This window comes from Streptomyces albidochromogenes, from assembly GCF_005981925.1.
GTDB lineage: Bacteria > Actinomycetota > Actinomycetes > Streptomycetales > Streptomycetaceae > Streptomyces > Streptomyces albidochromogenes.
The window spans coordinates 1-15,547 of sequence record NZ_VBVX01000157.1 but is presented as its reverse complement, the minus strand read 5'-3'; the positions used below and the strand labels follow the sequence as shown (position 1 = coordinate 15,547).

Below are 15,547 nucleotides of genomic sequence, written 5' to 3'. Positions count from 1 at the left end.
GGGTGGCGGGGGCGAGCGCCGCGCGGAGCAGGGGCCGGGCCGACTGGGCGGACAGCCTGCTCTCCGGCTCCTTGCGCAGGAGTCCGACGAGGGCCTGCGTCAGGTCCGCGGTGTGCTGCGGGGGCGGCAGTTCGGCGAGCAGGACGGCCTGGAGGGTGCTGGGAGTGGTCTGCCGCCGGAACGGCGACACTCCTTCGACCGCCTGGTAGAGCATGACGCCGAGTGACCAGAGGTCGGATTCGGGTCCGGGGCGGCGGCCGAGGACCCGTTCGGGGGCGATGTACTCGGGGGAGCCGACGAAGCCGCCCGTTTCGGTGAGCTTCTGCTCGCCCTCCAGCTGCGCGATGCCGAAGTCGGTGAGTACCACCCGGTCGTGACCGCCGATCATGACGTTGCCGGGCTTCACGTCGCGGTGCAGTACTCCCGCCGCGTGCGCCGCGTCGAGTGCGCCGAGCACCGCGAGGCCGATCCTGGCCGCTTCCGCCGGGGTCAGCGTGCCTTCGTCCAGAACCTCCGCGAGCGATCTGCCCCGCAGCAGCTCCATCACGATCCAGGGGCTGTCGTTCTCGGTGACCACGTCGTGGATGACCACGACGGAGGGATGGTCGATCCGCGCCGCGGCGCGGGCCTCACGCTGCATGCGCTGACGGGCGGTGTGGCGTTCGGCGGATGTGAAGTGGTCCGGTAGACGGGGTTCCTTGATGGCCACGTCGCGGTCCACCACCTCGTCGCGGGCGCGCCACACCGTGCCCATGCCGCCGGAGCCCAGGCGTTCGAGCAACCGGTAGCGGCCGCCGACCACCCGCCCGGCGCCGGTCTCCGCGCCGCTCGCGGCGGCGGAACCCGAGGAGTCCCCGGGCCGCGTCGGCGGCGCGACCGTCGGGGGCGGCACTTCGGGCACCGCCGACGGCTGGGGCCGCGAAGCGCCGGTCGGCGTCTCGTGGCGCTGCGCCGGCGGCTGAAGTTCGTAACTGGTCGGCTCGTGCCGACCTCCCCCGTTGGTCGTCATGCCCCCCATCATGCACCGGGGGCGCGGGGCAGTTCACCCGGCCGTCCCGCCGCCGTGCCGAACGCCCCTCGTAGCGGCCCGTGGAACCGGCGGCGCGGCCCGGGCGGGCCGCGCGACTTCCCCGTACCACTCCCGGGAAAGCACGAACGCCCGCCTGCCGGTGTCGAGGTCTCGACACCGGCAGGCGGGCGGCTTCGTCACCGCGCCGACGACGCCGGGCGGGTGCCGCCTTCCGTCATCGCCTCCGCTTGCGGCGCACGGCCAGCAGGACGACGACCGCCGCGGCCGCCGCCAGCAGCGGCTTGCGGTTCTTCCGTGCGGCCTGCGCGGTGTGCAGGGCCTTCTCCCGCGCCGGTTCGGGTGTCTTCTCCTGGATCTTGGCCGCGATCGTGTCAGCGGTCTCGGTGAGCTGGGCCTTCGCCTGGGCGGCCTTCTCGCGCACCGGCTCGGGCGTCTTCTCCCTGGCCAGCTGCCCCACTTGGGCGGCCTTCTCACGGACCTGCACCGCGGCCTGTGCGGTCTTCTCGGTCACCTGCTGCTTGACGGCGGCCGTCTTCTCCTGGGCACGGGCCTTGACGTCCGCCTTGGCGGCCAGCGCCTCCACGGTCATGCCCAGCTCTTCGCGGGTGCCCTCCACCTGCTCGCGCAGTTCCTCGGGCGTGGGGGCGGAGCCGTTGTCACGGGACTGGTCGGTCATCGGTGTGCCCTTTCCTTGATCTCGGCCATGTCGGCCTTGACGCTGTCGATGGCCTGCTCGGGTACGGGCGGGGTGGCCTGGCCGACCTGCTTCTTGCCGGCCATCGCCAGGACCGCCGCGGTCAGGAAGAGGACGGCGGTGACGATCAGGGCGGAGGCCCACACCGGCAGCACCAGCGCCAGGGCCGCGATCGCGGTGGCGACCAGCGCCTGGAGCGCGAGGAACGCGACCATCCCGGCGCCGCCGAAGAGGCCACCGCCGACCCCGAACCGTTTGCCCTTCTGTGTCATCTCCGCCTGTGCCAGCCGCAGTTCCTGGCGTATCAGCTGCGAGATCTGCTGCGATGCCTGAGCGACCAGCTCGCCCACGGGCTCCCCGGCGGTGCCGTGCCCGCTGCGATGGTCAGCGGTGCTCATGCCTTGACCTGCCTTCCGTTGGTTCGGACCGTCCCGCCCGGGTACCCCCCACCGGCACGACGACACCCGTCCCTAGTGGTTCGGATGCGCCCCTGCGGCCGGGGTCCGGGGGATCATTCCGCGGCGCGGCGTTCCGCCTCGCTCCACGCGCGGGTGTCCCGCGGCGCCACGTACGGCTCCTCGTCCTCGGGGAGACCACCGACGATCGCCCGTTCGCGCACCATCTCGGCGTCGAACTCCAGCCCGAGCAGGATCGCCACGTTGGTGAGCCACAGCCACACCAGGAAGATGATGACTCCGGCGAGGGTCCCGTACGTCTTGTTGTACGAGCCGAAGTTCGCCACGTACAGCGCGAAGCCCGCGGACGCCGCCAGCCACAGGACCAGGGCCAGGAAGCTGCCCGGGGTGACCCACTTGAAGCCGCGCCCCTTCGCGTTCGGCGCGGCCCAGTACAGGATCGCGATCATGAGGACCACCAGCAGGACCAGGACCGGCCACTTGGCGATTCCCCAGAGCCGCAGCCCGGCGTCGCCGACGCCCAGCGCCGTACCGGCCTGCCGGGCCAGGCCGCCGGTGAACACCACGATCAGCGCACTGGCACAGGCCAGCACCATCAGCACCACCGTGAGTCCCAGCCTGACCGGCAGCACCTTCCACACCGGCCGCCCCTCGGGAATGTCGTACACCGCGTTGGAGGACCGCATGAAGGCCGCCACGTATCCCGACGCCGACCAGAGCGCCGCCAGCAGACCCACCACCGCCATGACGGAGCCGGTGCCGCCGCTGGACTGCAGCTGCTCCACCGCGTCGGCGATCACTTCGCGCGCGGAACCGGGAGCGAGCTTCTGGAGGTTGTCCAGCACCTCCTTCGTCGCCGACTCCCCCGCCACACCCAGCAGCGACACCAGCACCAGCAGCGCCGGGAACAGGGAGAGGACGCCGTAGTAGGTCAGCGCCGCCGCCCGGTCGGCCAGTTCGTCGTCCGTGAGCTCCTTGACCGTCCGCCGCAGAACCGCCCACCACGACTTCTTCGGCATCTCGGCCAACCCGTCGGGGGCGTCCCGCTCCACTTCGGGGTCGGGCCCCACGCCGGTGCCTTCTCCGGCCTCCGCCGTCCGGCTCGTCTCTTCGCTCTTCTTCCCCGACTTCGGTATCCGTGCCATGACAACCGGTTAACCGGCCCGGGCGCGAACAATCCCCCTCGCGGCGACATGTTCCTCCCGGCGGCAGGCGCGCCGGGCGGCCGCGGCCGATTCAGCGGGACTGGAGCGCGTCCAGAGCCACGGCCATGCAGAGGGCGAGCCTGCGGTCGAGCCCCGCGTCCTGTATGCGTACGACGTACCGGTCCCGTATCCCCATCTTGCGCTCGACCGACATCACCGGCTCCGCGTCCCGGGTGAAGTCGAAGTGGTACACGAACGGCACCGGCAGCGGAATCGGCAGTACCGCGTCCGCCACCTCCACGGCACGGCGGGCCAGAGCGACCCCGGCGCTGCGCTCGGTTCCCCGCACCGGCGGCGTGTCGCCCTGGGCCAGGTGCCAAGTGGAGCGCAGCAGGGACGCCTTGGCGTCCTTGCGGAAGTGCCCGAGGGGTTCCCCCTGCGGCCCGCTGACGTCGTAGGTGGCACCGAAGTCCATCACCTGCCGCGCCTTGAAACCGGCGAGCACGGTGGAGCGGTCCTCTCCGGTCCAGAGGGTGACCTGCTCCTTGAGCTTCATACGCTTCTGCTCGGCGAACGCCACGACGTCCCGGCCCGTCTTGTCGGTGACGACGTACCGGTTCACCAGCGCGGTGATCTTCTGCGTCATGAGGAACTCACTGGTCTGCTGCATACGGCCCACCCTAGGCAGCGCGAATGAGCCGTTCGTACGCCGAAAGTCGTGCCGCACGCCGACTTTCGGCGCGCGACCGTGAGGACCACTGCCCACGGCCGGTGCGACTTTCGATGCAGCCGCAGTTCGTCCTCGGTCACGACGAGGGGGAGCCCGGTGCGCCCGACCATGAGGACATGACCGAAACCCTCCCGGCCCCCGCCCCGGCGACCGGCCCCGCCGGTGGCCGCCTCGCGCTGCTCGACGTGCTGCGCGGGGTCGCGATCCTGGGCACGCTGATGACCAACGTATGGATCTTCACGGCTCCCGGCGCCGAGTGGGGGTTCCTGCAGAGCGGGAGTACCGCGAGCGCTCACGGGACCGCGGCGGCGGTCGCCGAGGCGGTGTTCCGGCTGGCGGCGGACGGGAAGTTCCTCTCGCTGCTGACGATCCTGTTCGGCGTCGGTCTGGCGATCCAGTTCGACGCGGCGGCCCGGCGCGGCGTCCCCTGGCCGGGCCGCTACCGGTGGCGGGCGCTGTTCCTGTTCGCCGAGGGAACCCTGCACTTCGTTCTCGTCTTCGCATGGGACGTCCTCATGGGGTACGCGGTGACGTCCCTGCTCGTGGCCTGGCTGCTGACCCGGTCGGAGCGGGCGCGGCGCCGGGTGATGTGGTGGGCGGCCGGGCTGCATCTGGCGTTCATGGGCCTGATCACGGCGGCTCTGGTGGGGGCGGGCCAGGACAGCGGGGGCGGCGTCTCGCGCGAGGTCGTGGACCTGTACGCGCACGGCGGATACCTGGACCAGGTGGCGTTCCGGCTGGAGAACGCGCTCGTCCTGCGTCTGGAACCCGTACTGTCCTTCGGACTTCTGGTCTTCCTCTTCCTGCTCGGGGTGCGGCTGTTCCGGGCCGGCGCGTTCGGCGCGGACGGGACCGGGCGGCGGCTGCGCTCCCGGATGCTGGGGTGGGGCCTGGGGCTGGGTGTCCCGCTCACCGCGGCGACCGGTCTGGCGGGGCAGGACTGGTTCCTGCTGGAGCGCTACTGCGCCGCGCCGCTGGTCGCGGTCGGCTATGTGGGGCTCATCGGTGCCGTCGTGGACCGCGTACGGCGTCCCGGCCCGCTGACCACCGGTCTCACGGCGGTCGGCCGGACGGCCCTGTCGGGTTACGTGCTGCAGAACGTGCTGTGTGTGGTGGTGTCGTACGGCTTCGGGCTCGGCCTTGCGACCCGGCTCACCGGGCCGGGCCGCCCGTGGTGGGTGATGGGACTGTGGGCCGCGGTGTGCGCGGTGCTGATGGTGAGCGCCACGCTGTGGCTGCGGCGCTTCCGGCACGGTCCGCTGGAATCGGTGCAGAGGCGGGTACTGGGCCGCTGAAGCGGACGTACGCCGGCGGGGCGGGCGACCCCGCGCCGCCGAGGGGAGGCGGACCGGGCGCGGTGGCCGCGTGCGGGAATGACGACACGTCCTCTAACGGATGCGCTGCGTGTGCGCCGCCGCGTACCCGCGTACAGGCTCGGGGTGGAATCCCCGCACCGAACAGGAGCTCACGAATGCGCGCACGACAGGTCGTTGCCGGCGTCTCCCTCGCGGCCCTCGCCTCGCTGACTCTCGCCGCCGCCCCGGCCAACGGCGACGACCCCCATCACCAGCTCGACACAGCGGCGGCGGCCAGCGGCGCCTTCCACGCGCCGAAGCTCGCCGTCGCCGCCGGTTTCAAGAAGACGAACGAATGCGTCAGCCACCCCGTTCAGGGCGGCATGGGCTACCACTACGTCGACCCGGACAACATCGGCTCCCTGCACCCCGGGCGCCCGGCGGCCGTGCTGTACGCGCCGGACAAGAAGGGCAAGCGCCAACTGGTGGCGGTGGAGTACATCGTGCCGGACGCCGACCAGAACCCGAAGACCACCAAGGACCGCCCCAAGCTGTTCGGCAAGAAGTTCGACGGCCCGTTCACGGACATCCCGGGCCTGCCCGTGCACTACTCGCTGCACGCCTGGCTGTGGAAGGACAACCCCAGCGGCCTCTTCGCGCCGTACAACCCCCGGGTGAAGTGCCCGTGACCCACCCGGTGGGCTCGCACCCGAGCCGCAGGCCCCGACGTACGCGCGTCGGGGCCTGCGGCCGGTCGCGCGTTCGACAGCGGGCCGGCCACTGGCGTCACCGCCCCGGCCCCTCCCCCAGCACCGCCCGGACCACGTGCCGGGCGTTGTCCGCCATCGCCGGGTTCGTCCCGCGGTAGTGCGGCAGCGCGATCAGCGCCTGTGAGAGCGTCCGCGCCCGGCCGTGGCTCCAGGTCGCGTCGTCCACGCCGAGCGCCTCGCGGAAGACCTCCCTCGCACCGGCCGGCAGCAGGTTCCAGGCGGGGAACAGATCGCAGGCGGGATCACCCCTGCCCACGCACCCGAAGTCGATCACCGAGGTGAGCCGGCCCGCACGGTCCACCAGCAGGTTGCCCGGCATCAGATCGGCATGCAGCCACACCGGTGGCCCGCCCCGGTCCGGAGTCCTCAGCGCGTCCTCCCACACGGCGAGTACGGCGTCGCAGTCCACTCCCTCCTCCGGGATCCCGCGCAGTTCGTCGACCGCCGCCCGGGTCGACGCGTCGAGCGAGGCGAGCGGGCCGCCCCGGTGGGCCGCCGGCCCCCCCGGCAGGGTGATGCTCCGCATGGCCGCCACAAAGCGGGCCAGGTCACCGGCCAGCAGCAGGGGCTCGCGCAACGCGCCCGCCTCGGGGTTCTCCCCCGCCAGCCACCGGTACACCGACCAGGGCCACGGGTAGCCCTCCCCGGGTTCGCCGTGGCCGAGCACCTCCGGGACGGCCGTGGGCAGCCGGGCCGCGAGGCGGGGCAGCCACTCCCGCTCCGTCGACACGTCCTGGACGCCGCCCTCCCGCAGTGGCAGACGTACGACCATGTCGTCGCCCAGCCGGAACATGGCATTCACCGTGCCGCCGGACGGACACCGCTCCACCGCCAGCCCCGCCCACCGCGGGAACTGAGCGGCGATCAGCCGCAGTACGAGGTCGTCGTCGACGGGGCGCGGGCCTGGGGGGTGCGTCTGCCGGTTGCTCATGGGGTGCCATCCGACCGCCGCCCACCAGCGGCCGTCAAACGGTTTCCGGCTCTGCCGCGCGGGCGGGCCCGTCGTCGGGCGCTGGAGCGCGATTGCGCCAGGGGTCCCGGCCGGTACGGTGTCCGGCCGCCGGCCTTCGCCACGCGTTCGGGTGCGGCACACCGCGCCACCCGGAGCGCGGCGCCCCGCTCGCCGCCCCGCGCGGTGTCCGGCCGGGTGGCCGTCGGTCGCGTCGGCCGGTCGCGTCGCGGGCCGGCCGGCCCGCAGCGGCGAACGGGACCGGTCGCGCCGACGGTGAGCGGCGAATGGCGCCCGCCCATTGATCGGCGGAGCGCGATTTACGATCATTCAACGCCCTCCCATTGATCGCGAATAGCGGCACCGGACCGCATGGCCGGCCCGCCTCCGCACTAATGCGCCGCAGCCTCTCGGCGCGGCTGAAAGCATGCCTCTTACGGCCGTCGCGCGGTGGCCGAAAGGGCCTCTTATCGGTATCGCCGGCATCTGCTTCAGTGAGGTCTGTTGCGCGCCCGACAATTGGAGGAGGCTCCATGGCTGAAGTAAGAAAAGTGGTCAGGCCCGCGGTCACCGCGTCGTCCCGGCCCTGCGCGTTCGTATCGCCCGACAAGGGCAACGCTCCGACCATCACCCCGGTGCGGAAGGAAGCCCAGGCTGCCCCTGTCGCTGCTGAGCAGCGCACACAGGACTCGCCCGCCTGAGCCCGACGCACCTCCTAGGCCCCGCCGAAGACGGCTGGGGCTTCTCACGCCGCAGGCGGGACACCCCGCCTGCGGCGGCCGATTGTCCCGTGCCCCCGTCGGATGCTCCGATACGCGATACGCAGGGAGAGGCCCCTTCCATGCCGAATTCGATCTACCAGTCCTCGCGTTACGCCCGTACGCTGCGTTCTGCCGAAGATCGCGATTTCACCGCTTTCGGCGGACGTCTCGGCACGTACGACGGAAGCGAACGCACCATGGCCTTCCATTCCCTGTACGGAAATGCACGGCTGGTCGACCGGGACATTGTGGAACTGCTCAAGGACGCGGCGGACGGCATGACGCTGGAGCAGTTGCGGGAGCGGATCGACGAGGCGTCCCTGCGCGATCTGATCGACGCGCGCTATCTGGTGGAGGCGGGCCGCGACGAGGCCGAGGAGATCGACGCGCTGCTGGAGAGCCGGCAGTCCGTACTCAGCAGCGGCGTCTTCCACTCCTCCATCCAGCTCGTGCTGACGAACGCCTGCAACTTCTCCTGCCAGGGCTGCTTCGCGTACAACTTCGACGGCGGCGTGGAGGAGCGGAACACCTCGGGCGAGAGCGTGAAGCCCGGCCCCGTACTGGTCGAACTGCGCCGGGCGCGGCCGGACACCGGGCCGACGCTGGCCAAGGGCGACTGGAACCACGGTTCCGACAGCGGCCGCAACCCGTCGATGCACATGTCCCTCGAGGTCGCGGAGAAGACCGTCAAGGAGGCCATCGCCCTGCGCAAGGCCAACGGCGGCGGACACCTGACCGTCTCGTTCTTCGGCGGCGAGCCGACGCTGGCGCGGGGCACCATCCTGCATGTGCTGCGTACCTTCGGGGACCGTTACGACGGCGTGTCCCTCTCGTACGACCTGACGAGCAACGGCTCGCGCATCGACGACGAGCTGCTGGCCGCGCTGGCCCGCCACAAGGTGGACACCACGGTCTCCATCGACTACCTGGTGCCCGAGACGGGCGAGTTCCGGGGCGGGCAGCAGCAGCGGACGCCGTGGCCCGTGGTCCGCAAGGCGATCCTGGACATGAAGGCCGCCGGGGTGCCGGTCAGCATCACCACCGTGCTCTCGCAGTTCACTTGGGACAAGTGGGGCACCCCGCTCATCGACTTCGTCGCCGAGGCCGGCCTCGACTCGCTCGACGTGATCGTGTCCTTCCAGGCCAAGGAGTTCTTCGAGCGGCACAGCCCGCACGACGTGGCCCAGCGGCTGCTGCACGCGGTCGACTACGGGCGCGAGCGCGGCGTACAGCTCAGCGGTTACTGGTACCAGACGTTCCAGATGATCATCGACGAGCGCAAGTGGGCCGCGCAGGCCGACTACAAGACCTGCCCGGCGGTGGGCCGCCAGCTGTCCATCGAGCCCAACGGCAGCGTCTTCGCCTGCAAGGCGACCGCCCGCAAGCTCGGCACCATCGACGACTGGCGCGGCATCTTCGCCTCCGACGCCTACCAGGACTACGGCATGCGCGCGTACACCAACGGCCCCGGCTGCCAGGGCTGTGAGCTCCAGGGCACGTGCTCGGGCGGTTCGGCCGGGGCGCTGGAGGAGGAGAACGGGTCCATCCAGCTGATGTCTCCCGGCTACTGCGCCTACATGCGCGAAGTGGTCCAGGGGCTGCTGGAGCGGCACCACGCCCAGACCGCCGCCTTCGCCTGACGGCCCGAGAGAGAGCGGTACGGTTTCGTGGCAACGATCGGAATGCACTTCGGCCATGACGCGGGCGCCGCCCTGACCCAGGCGTCGGGCTACCACGTCATCGAAGCGGAACGGCGCCTGGGCCTGCGCCACGTGTGCGGCGGCAACGAGCGGTTCGCGCGGACCGCCGCCGACTGGCTGGCCGAGCTCCGGGACAGGGCCGACTCACCGGTGACGCGGGTCGCCGTGGCCGACTGGTACACGCCGGTGTGCCGCGTGCTGCCGCCGGCCCTCGTCGACCTGGTCGGCAAGGACGCCTGGTGGGCGCGGCCCGGCGGGAACCTCCTCGACGCCGTCGTCCGCCGGGTGGATCTCGCCGACTGGCCGACGGCGGACGGGCTCGGGGAAGTCGAGCTGACCGTGGTGCGCCACCACTACGCGCACGCCGCCCTCGCCTACTACACGTCCGGCGCCCGCAAGGCGCTGGTGATCGCCCTGGACGGCACCGGCAACTACGCCGAGAACGGCATGGTCTGCCTCGGCGAGGGCGACCGGCTGACCCCCGTGCTGTCCTTCACCAACCGGTCGGGCCCGCGCTTCGGCCTCGTCTACGAGGCGCTGGCCCGGCGCGTCCACGGCAGCCAGTTCGACACCGGCAAGCTGCTGGGTCTTTCGGCGACGGGCGAGACGGACCCCGCGCTGCTCCCGGTGCTGCGCGCCATGCTCGTACCGCAAGGGGCGAGAACCCGCTCACCGGACCTGTACGAGCCCCTGGACGAGGCCGCGCTGGCCGGGACCGCCCTGCGCTACAACGACAGTTGGTGGGAGTACGACCCGGACAGCGGCGGGTACCTCGACGCGGGGCTGGCGGACTCCTCGGACGACGACGTGGTGCACTCGTACGGCTCGGTGTTCCCCGACGAGTTCCGTACGGCGGACGGCCGCCGGACCGAGGTCGGGCACAGCCCCGACGACCGCGTCTGCCGGGACTTGGCCGCCACGCTCCAGGAGGCCGTGGAACGCGATCTGGTGCACCTGGTCACCGGTGTCAGCGCCCGCTTCCCCGGCTACTCCACCCTCTGCTACGCGGGCGGCTGCGCGCTCAACATCACGGCGAACAGCGCCCTGGTGGAGTCGGGACAGTTCACCCGCGTCCACGTCCCCACCTGCTGCGACGACTCCGGCATCGCGCTCGGCGCCGCCCTGGCGGCGGCCGACCCGTCGGAACGCCCCGCTCCGGCGGACGGCCCGGCCGCGTCCCCTCTGGCGTACGCGGGCGGTGCGTTGGCGGTCGCCGACGACGGGGCGCGAAGCTCCGCGCTGCGGGCGGGGCGCGCCGTACAGACCTGGCCCACGCAGGAGGCGTTCGTCGAGGCCGTGGCGCGGCTGCTGGCGGACCGCAAGTGCGTCGCCTGGCTGGAGGGGGGCATGGAGACCGGGCCGCGTGCCCTGGGTCACCGCTCCCTGCTGGTCTCCGCGCACTGGCCCGGCGCCCGCCAGTACGTCTCCCAGACGATCAAGGGGCGGGAGTGGTTCCGCCCGGTGGCGCCGCTGTGTCCCGCCGAGGACGCCGAGCGGTACTTCGCGGGGCCGCTGGACCACACGGACACGATGCTGTTCGCCGTACGCGTCAGGCCGGAGCGGGCCGAACTCCTCGGCGAGGTGCGGCACATCGACGGGACCGCGCGGCTCCAGACGGTACGGGCCGCCACCCACCCCCTCCTGCACGGGCTGTGCCGGGCCGTCGGCGCCCGTACCGGTCTGCCCGTCCTGATCAACACGAGCGCCAACGGGGGCGGCCGACCCATCCTCAACCATCTGGACGACGCCCTGGAGCTGCTGGCCGGCACCGCGCTCGACGCCGTCGTCCTGCCCGAGGAGCGACTGGTGGTGGAGTGAACAGTCGTCACGGTCTCTGCCCGAACCCCTGCTCGAACCGTCGTCCGCCGTGTCCCCGCGGGGAGTTGTCCGAAAGCGTGCTGGTGAAGCCATCCGCCGTATTCGACCATGTGGGGGCGCTTCACCCGTCGGAGGTGCGTCCGTGAACACAGTCCAGCTGAGGGACATCCACAAAACGCTGAACCTGCGGGTGCTGTCCCCGCAGGACTGGGACCAATGGACCACCCAGGGCTATGTGGTGGTGCGTCGAGCGGTGCCCCAGGACCACGTCGACCGGCTCACGGCCGCGCTGTGGGACTTCCAGGACATGCGGCCGGACGACCCGTCCACCTGGTCCTCGGCCCACACCGGCAACGAGCGGCTGCCCGGGCACAGCGGCCTCGTCGAGATGTACAACCACCAGGCGCAGTGGGACAACCGGCAGACGCCGCGGGTGTATGACGCCTTCGTCGACATCTGGGACCGTACGGACCTGTGGGTGACCATCGACTTCGCCAACGTCAACCCGCCCAACCACGGCTCCCGCGCCTTCGGGGGGTTCGTGCACTGGGACGTGGACACCTCGGCCTACCCGCTCCCGGTGAGCTGCCAGGCGGTGCTGACGCTGACCGAGGGCAACGAGGACATCGGCGGCTTCCAGTGCGTCCCGGAGATCTTCACCGAGTGGGACACCTGGGTGAAGGCACAGCCCGAGGACCGCGACCCCTACACCCCCGACATCACCGGGTACGCCGTCACGACTCCCCGGGTGGACCCGGGCGACCTGATCATCTTCAACAGCCTGCTGCCGCACGGCGTGCACCCGAACGTCTCCCGCGACCGGGTGCGGATGGCGCAGTACATCTCCATGGCCCCCGCCTGGGAGGAGAACGAGCCGCTGCGGGAGGCGCGCGTCCGGTTCTGGCGGGACCGGGTGCCGCCGCACCCGCCGGAGGGCGGACTGCGCAAGGAGGAGCACACCCTGTACGGACCGGCCGAGCTGACCCCGCTCGGGGAACGGCTGCTGGGGCTGCGGAGCTGGCATGAGTGAGCGGCGCCGCCGGCCCGTGCCGCCCGGGACCCGTCGGCGCGCGGGGAGAGGACTTGGCTAGCGCCACCCCCGAGACGTCCGCCGTCCGGCCGGGCCTCGGCCGGCCGTTCCGGTGGCTGTGGGCGTCCACCGCCGCGTCCAACGCGGGCGACGGCGTCACCCGTACCCTGCTGCCCCTGCTGGTGGTCGGCAGCCACCCGGAGCCGGCGGCGGTGGCCGGCCTGACGGCGGTCAACATGCTGCCGTGGCTGCTGTTCGCCCTCCCCGCGGGGGTGCTGGTGGACCGTCTGGACCGCCGGCGCATCGTGCTGTGGAGCAACCTGCTGCGCGCGGCCGTGCTGCTCGGCGCGATGGCGGTGCTCGCCGGGGACCGCCCGCTCGCCGTGCTGTACGTGCTCGCGTTCGTGCTGGGCGTCGCCGAGACGCTGGTCGACACCGCCGCGCCCGCGATGCTGGTGCGCGTCGTCGGATCACGCGACCTGGAGCGGGCCAACGGCCGGCTGTCCGCCGCGCAGATCGTCTTCAACGAGATGGCGGGGCCGCCGGTCGCCGGCCTGCTCGTGGGCGTGGCCGCCACGGCGGCGCTCGCCACCGGCGGTGTGCTGTACGCCATGGCCGCCGTCCTGCTGACGGGGATGGTGACCGCGCGTCGGGAGCGGCCCGAGCCCGCGCCCGGCGTACGTGCGGAGCCGGTCCTCAGCGGGATCCGGGCCGGGCTGCGCTTCGTGCTCGGCCACCGCACGCTCCGGCTGACGCTGGCGGCCAGCGCGCTGTACGGGCTCGTCTTCTCCGCCACGTTCTCGATGCTCGTCCTGCTCAGTCACCGGACGCTGGGACTGGACGCCACCGGTTACGGGCTGCTGCTGGCGGCCGGCTCCCTGGGCGCGGTGGCCGGCAGCTGGCTGGCCCCCAGGCTGGCCGAACGGGTGCCCCCGGTCCGGCTGGCCCGCTGGTCCCTGGTCGCCTCGGGGCTCGCGTACGCCGCCCTGGGGCTGGCCCGCACCCCGGCGCAGGCGGCCGTCGCGCTGCTGTGCAACGGCGGGTTCATGATGGGCTGGAACATCCCCGTCATGTCGCTGCGGCAGCGGCTGACGCCGGAGGAGTTCCAGGGCCGGGTGATGAGCGTGTCCCGGCTCTGCGCCTGGGGCGCCATGCCCGTCGGCGCGACGCTCGGCGGGCTGCTGGCCGAGGCCCTGTCCGTACCGACCGTCTTCGTCATCTGCGGTTGCGCCCTGGCCGCCGGCGCGCTGCTGCTGCTCGCGCCCCTGCGGGCGGACGCTCACGGCGGCCCGCCCGGGCGGTCCGCGCCGCCGGCCCCGCAGGACTCCGACCCCTCGATGAAGGAGTGAACCTTGACCGCAGAGGCCTACGACACCGTGATCGTCGGTGGCGGACCCGCCGGCCTGAACGCCGCCCTGTACCTGGGACGTTCGTGCCGCCGCGTGCTGCTCGTCGACTCGGGTGACGCGCGCAACATGGCGGCCGGCGTCATGCACAACGTCGTCACCAACGACGGGGCGGACATCGCGGACTTCCGCGCGAGGGCGCGGGCCGAACTGGCCGCGTACGACGTGACGTTCCGGGACGACGAGGTGGTCTCGGTGGAGCCCGACGGCGATCACGTGGTGACGACCACCAAGGAGTCCGGCACCTTCCGCAGCCGCACCCTGCTCTACGCGGCCGGCGTGCGCTCCGAGCTGCCACCGGTCCCGGGCCTGGCCGACCTCTGGGGCACGAAGGTGTTCGAGTGTCCCTACTGCCACGCCTGGGAAGTGCGCGGCAAGAGCTTCGGCGTGTATGGCGGCGTCGTGCCCAGTGAGTGCCTGGCGGCCACCCTGACCGTCTGGTCCGACTCCCTCACCTACCTGTCCGACCGGCGTGAACTCCCCGACGACGAGCGGGAGCGGCTGACAGCGGCGGGCATCCCCACCGTCACCGACGGGATCGCCCGCGTCTCGCCGCACCCGGAAGGCGTGGCGGTGGAGCTGGCGGACGGACGGTCGCTGACCTTCGGCGCGCTGTTCCTCCACATGGACACCGAGGCGCGGGTGGAACCCCTGCGCCCCTGGCTGCGCAGCGGCGACCTGGAGTCGGTGCAGACCGACGAGCGCGGGCGCACCGCACTGCCCCGGCTGTACGTCGCCGGGGACCTCGGCAAGAACATGCAGCAGGCCGCCATGGCCGCGGCCAGCGGAGGGCTGGCGGCGATGGCCATCAACTCCGACCTGGTACGGGAGGACCGCCCCGCAGATGGAGCACTACACCTTCGTCCTGGAGGACCAGCCGTACATCGGCTTCTTCCAGTACGGCAACGAGAGCACGCCGGTCCACAGCACCGACGAGCACGGCTTCCGCGTCACCCGGGGCCCGGGGGGCGCCGTCGCCGCGGTCGCCGGCGAACGGCCGCCCGGTCCGGTGCGGCTGCTCGCCGGCAGCTCCGCGACGTTCGGCGTCGGGGCCACCGGTGACGCCGCGACCGTGCCCTCGCGGCTGTGGACGCGGCACGCGCCCCGGCTCCCCTGGCTCAACTTCTCGGGTCAGAGCCACAACTCCGCGCAGGAGCTGATGCTGCTCACCCTGTTCCGGCAGCACCTGCCCGAGGTGGCGGACATCGTGCTGTTCTCCGGCGTCAACAACCTGGTGCTGAGCCGGCTGCCCGAGGAACGCCAGGGCCGTCACGGGGCGTTCTTCGAGTGCGGCGCCGCCCCCGACACCGTGCCGACGCCCCAGGAGCGGATCGACCGGGCCGCCGGGCTCACCGTGCGCCACCTCAGTACGTGGAAACTGTTCGCCGACGCGATGGGCGCGCGGCTGACGTACGTGCTCCAGCCGCTGGCCCCGTGGGTGCGCGAGGAGCCCACCCCGGAGGAGAAGCTGCTCTTCGACGAGCTGGACGACGTGTCCAACTTCCGCCGGCTGCACAACGACATCTCCACCATGGAGGTGGGCCGGAAGTACGCCGAGGTGATCGGCGCCGGATGCGCCGGGTTCGACGTGCCCTTCCTGGACATGAACGCGGCGCTGGCGGAGGCCACCACACCCGACGAATGGCTGTTCATCGACCGGGTCCACTGCACGGACCTGGGTTACGACACCGTCGCCCGGCTGCTCGCCGAGCGCCTCGATCTCGGCTGAGGAGCTGCCATGTCCGTGATCCGGCGTCTCCTGGGCAGGCTGCGGCGCCGGCCGCCCACCGCGCCCCGGCCCCC

General features: G+C 72.2%; 14 protein-coding genes. 8 read left to right on the top strand and 6 right to left on the bottom strand.

The annotated features are described in order from the left end of the window. The 5 genes from E2E34_RS20395 to E2E34_RS20375 all read right to left on the bottom strand — a co-directional run. The coding region (locus tag E2E34_RS20395; protein WP_138903359.1) for a serine/threonine-protein kinase at window positions 1–1,009 on the bottom strand (1,009 nt) is incomplete at its 3' end. A 235-nt stretch (window positions 1,010–1,244) separates the two neighbouring features. After that, window positions 1,245–1,706, bottom strand: a complete 462-nt coding sequence (locus E2E34_RS20390; protein ID WP_138903358.1) for a DUF3618 domain-containing protein — start codon at window positions 1,704–1,706, stop codon at window positions 1,245–1,247. Next, window positions 1,703–2,122 carry a phage holin family protein gene (locus E2E34_RS20385; protein ID WP_138903357.1) on the bottom strand — a complete coding sequence of 140 codons (420 nt, stop codon included), beginning with the start codon at window positions 2,120–2,122 and terminating at the stop codon, window positions 1,703–1,705. The genes E2E34_RS20390 and E2E34_RS20385 overlap by 4 nt, the downstream gene beginning before the upstream one ends. A 113-nt stretch (window positions 2,123–2,235) precedes the next feature. Then, the gene (locus E2E34_RS20380) at window positions 2,236–3,285 is read right to left on the bottom strand and encodes a YihY/virulence factor BrkB family protein (protein WP_138903356.1); all 1,050 of its coding nucleotides are present in this window, start codon (window positions 3,283–3,285) and stop codon (window positions 2,236–2,238) included. Between the two features lie 91 nt (window positions 3,286–3,376). After that, a complete protein-coding gene (locus tag E2E34_RS20375) occupies window positions 3,377–3,955 on the bottom strand; it encodes an LURP-one-related family protein (RefSeq protein WP_138903355.1) in 579 nt (192 codons plus the stop codon). 176 nt (window positions 3,956–4,131) lie between these two features. Between E2E34_RS20375 and E2E34_RS20370 the strand changes: the two genes are divergently transcribed. Further along, window positions 4,132–5,310: a DUF418 domain-containing protein gene (locus E2E34_RS20370; RefSeq protein ID WP_167518329.1), complete on the top strand. Its 1,179-nt coding sequence runs from the start codon at window positions 4,132–4,134 to the stop codon at window positions 5,308–5,310. A gap of 176 nt (window positions 5,311–5,486) precedes the next feature. Next, complete coding sequence (locus tag E2E34_RS20365) at window positions 5,487–5,999, top strand: hypothetical protein (protein WP_138903353.1); 513 nt, start codon at window positions 5,487–5,489, stop codon at window positions 5,997–5,999. Between the two features lie 97 nt (window positions 6,000–6,096). Here E2E34_RS20365 and E2E34_RS20360 read toward each other — a convergent pair whose 3' ends face one another. Continuing rightward, a complete protein-coding gene (locus E2E34_RS20360) occupies window positions 6,097–7,011 on the bottom strand; it encodes an aminoglycoside phosphotransferase family protein (protein ID WP_138903352.1) in 915 nt (304 codons plus the stop codon). A gap of 859 nt (window positions 7,012–7,870) precedes the next feature. Here E2E34_RS20360 and E2E34_RS20355 point away from each other — a divergent pair. From E2E34_RS20355 to E2E34_RS20330, 6 genes are all read left to right on the top strand, one after another. After that, entirely contained in the window at window positions 7,871–9,430 is a 1,560-nt protein-coding gene (locus tag E2E34_RS20355) for a radical SAM/SPASM domain-containing protein (protein ID WP_138903351.1), read from the top strand. A gap of 27 nt (window positions 9,431–9,457) precedes the next feature. Beyond that, window positions 9,458–11,308: a carbamoyltransferase C-terminal domain-containing protein gene (locus E2E34_RS20350; protein WP_244315928.1), complete on the top strand. Its 1,851-nt coding sequence runs from the start codon at window positions 9,458–9,460 to the stop codon at window positions 11,306–11,308. Between the two features lie 142 nt (window positions 11,309–11,450). Further along, on the top strand, window positions 11,451–12,338 hold the full coding sequence (locus E2E34_RS20345) for a phytanoyl-CoA dioxygenase family protein (protein ID WP_138903350.1): 888 nt from the start codon (window positions 11,451–11,453) through the stop codon (window positions 12,336–12,338). A 53-nt stretch (window positions 12,339–12,391) separates the two neighbouring features. Beyond that, window positions 12,392–13,687 (top strand): MFS transporter, encoded by a 1,296-nt coding sequence (locus tag E2E34_RS20340; RefSeq protein ID WP_244315926.1) that lies wholly within the window; start codon window positions 12,392–12,394, stop codon window positions 13,685–13,687. A gap of 3 nt (window positions 13,688–13,690) precedes the next feature. Further along, window positions 13,691–14,806, top strand: a complete 1,116-nt coding sequence (locus tag E2E34_RS20335) for an NAD(P)/FAD-dependent oxidoreductase (RefSeq protein WP_244315924.1) — start codon at window positions 13,691–13,693, stop codon at window positions 14,804–14,806. Next, complete coding sequence (locus E2E34_RS20330) at window positions 14,754–15,473, top strand: SGNH/GDSL hydrolase family protein (RefSeq protein WP_244315922.1); 720 nt, start codon at window positions 14,754–14,756, stop codon at window positions 15,471–15,473. Before E2E34_RS20335 ends, E2E34_RS20330 begins: the two co-directional genes overlap by 53 nt. The last annotated feature ends 74 nt before the right edge of the window (window positions 15,474–15,547 follow it).

Bases quoted from the DNA above. Each gene is read 5' to 3' on its own strand.
- E2E34_RS20390 (WP_138903358.1), bottom strand. From the start codon at position 1,706: ATGACCGACCAGTCCCGTGACAACGGCTCCGCCCCCACGCCCGAGGAA.
- E2E34_RS20385 (WP_138903357.1), bottom strand. From the start codon at position 2,122: ATGAGCACCGCTGACCATCGCAGCGGGCACGGCACCGCCGGGGAGCCC.
- E2E34_RS20380 (WP_138903356.1), bottom strand. From the start codon at position 3,285: ATGGCACGGATACCGAAGTCGGGGAAGAAGAGCGAAGAGACGAGCCGG.
- E2E34_RS20375 (WP_138903355.1), bottom strand. From the start codon at position 3,955: ATGCAGCAGACCAGTGAGTTCCTCATGACGCAGAAGATCACCGCGCTG.
- E2E34_RS20370 (WP_167518329.1), top strand. From the start codon at position 4,132: ATGACCGAAACCCTCCCGGCCCCCGCCCCGGCGACCGGCCCCGCCGGT.
- E2E34_RS20365 (WP_138903353.1), top strand. From the start codon at position 5,487: ATGCGCGCACGACAGGTCGTTGCCGGCGTCTCCCTCGCGGCCCTCGCC.
- E2E34_RS20360 (WP_138903352.1), bottom strand. From the start codon at position 7,011: ATGAGCAACCGGCAGACGCACCCCCCAGGCCCGCGCCCCGTCGACGAC.
- E2E34_RS20355 (WP_138903351.1), top strand. From the start codon at position 7,871: ATGCCGAATTCGATCTACCAGTCCTCGCGTTACGCCCGTACGCTGCGT.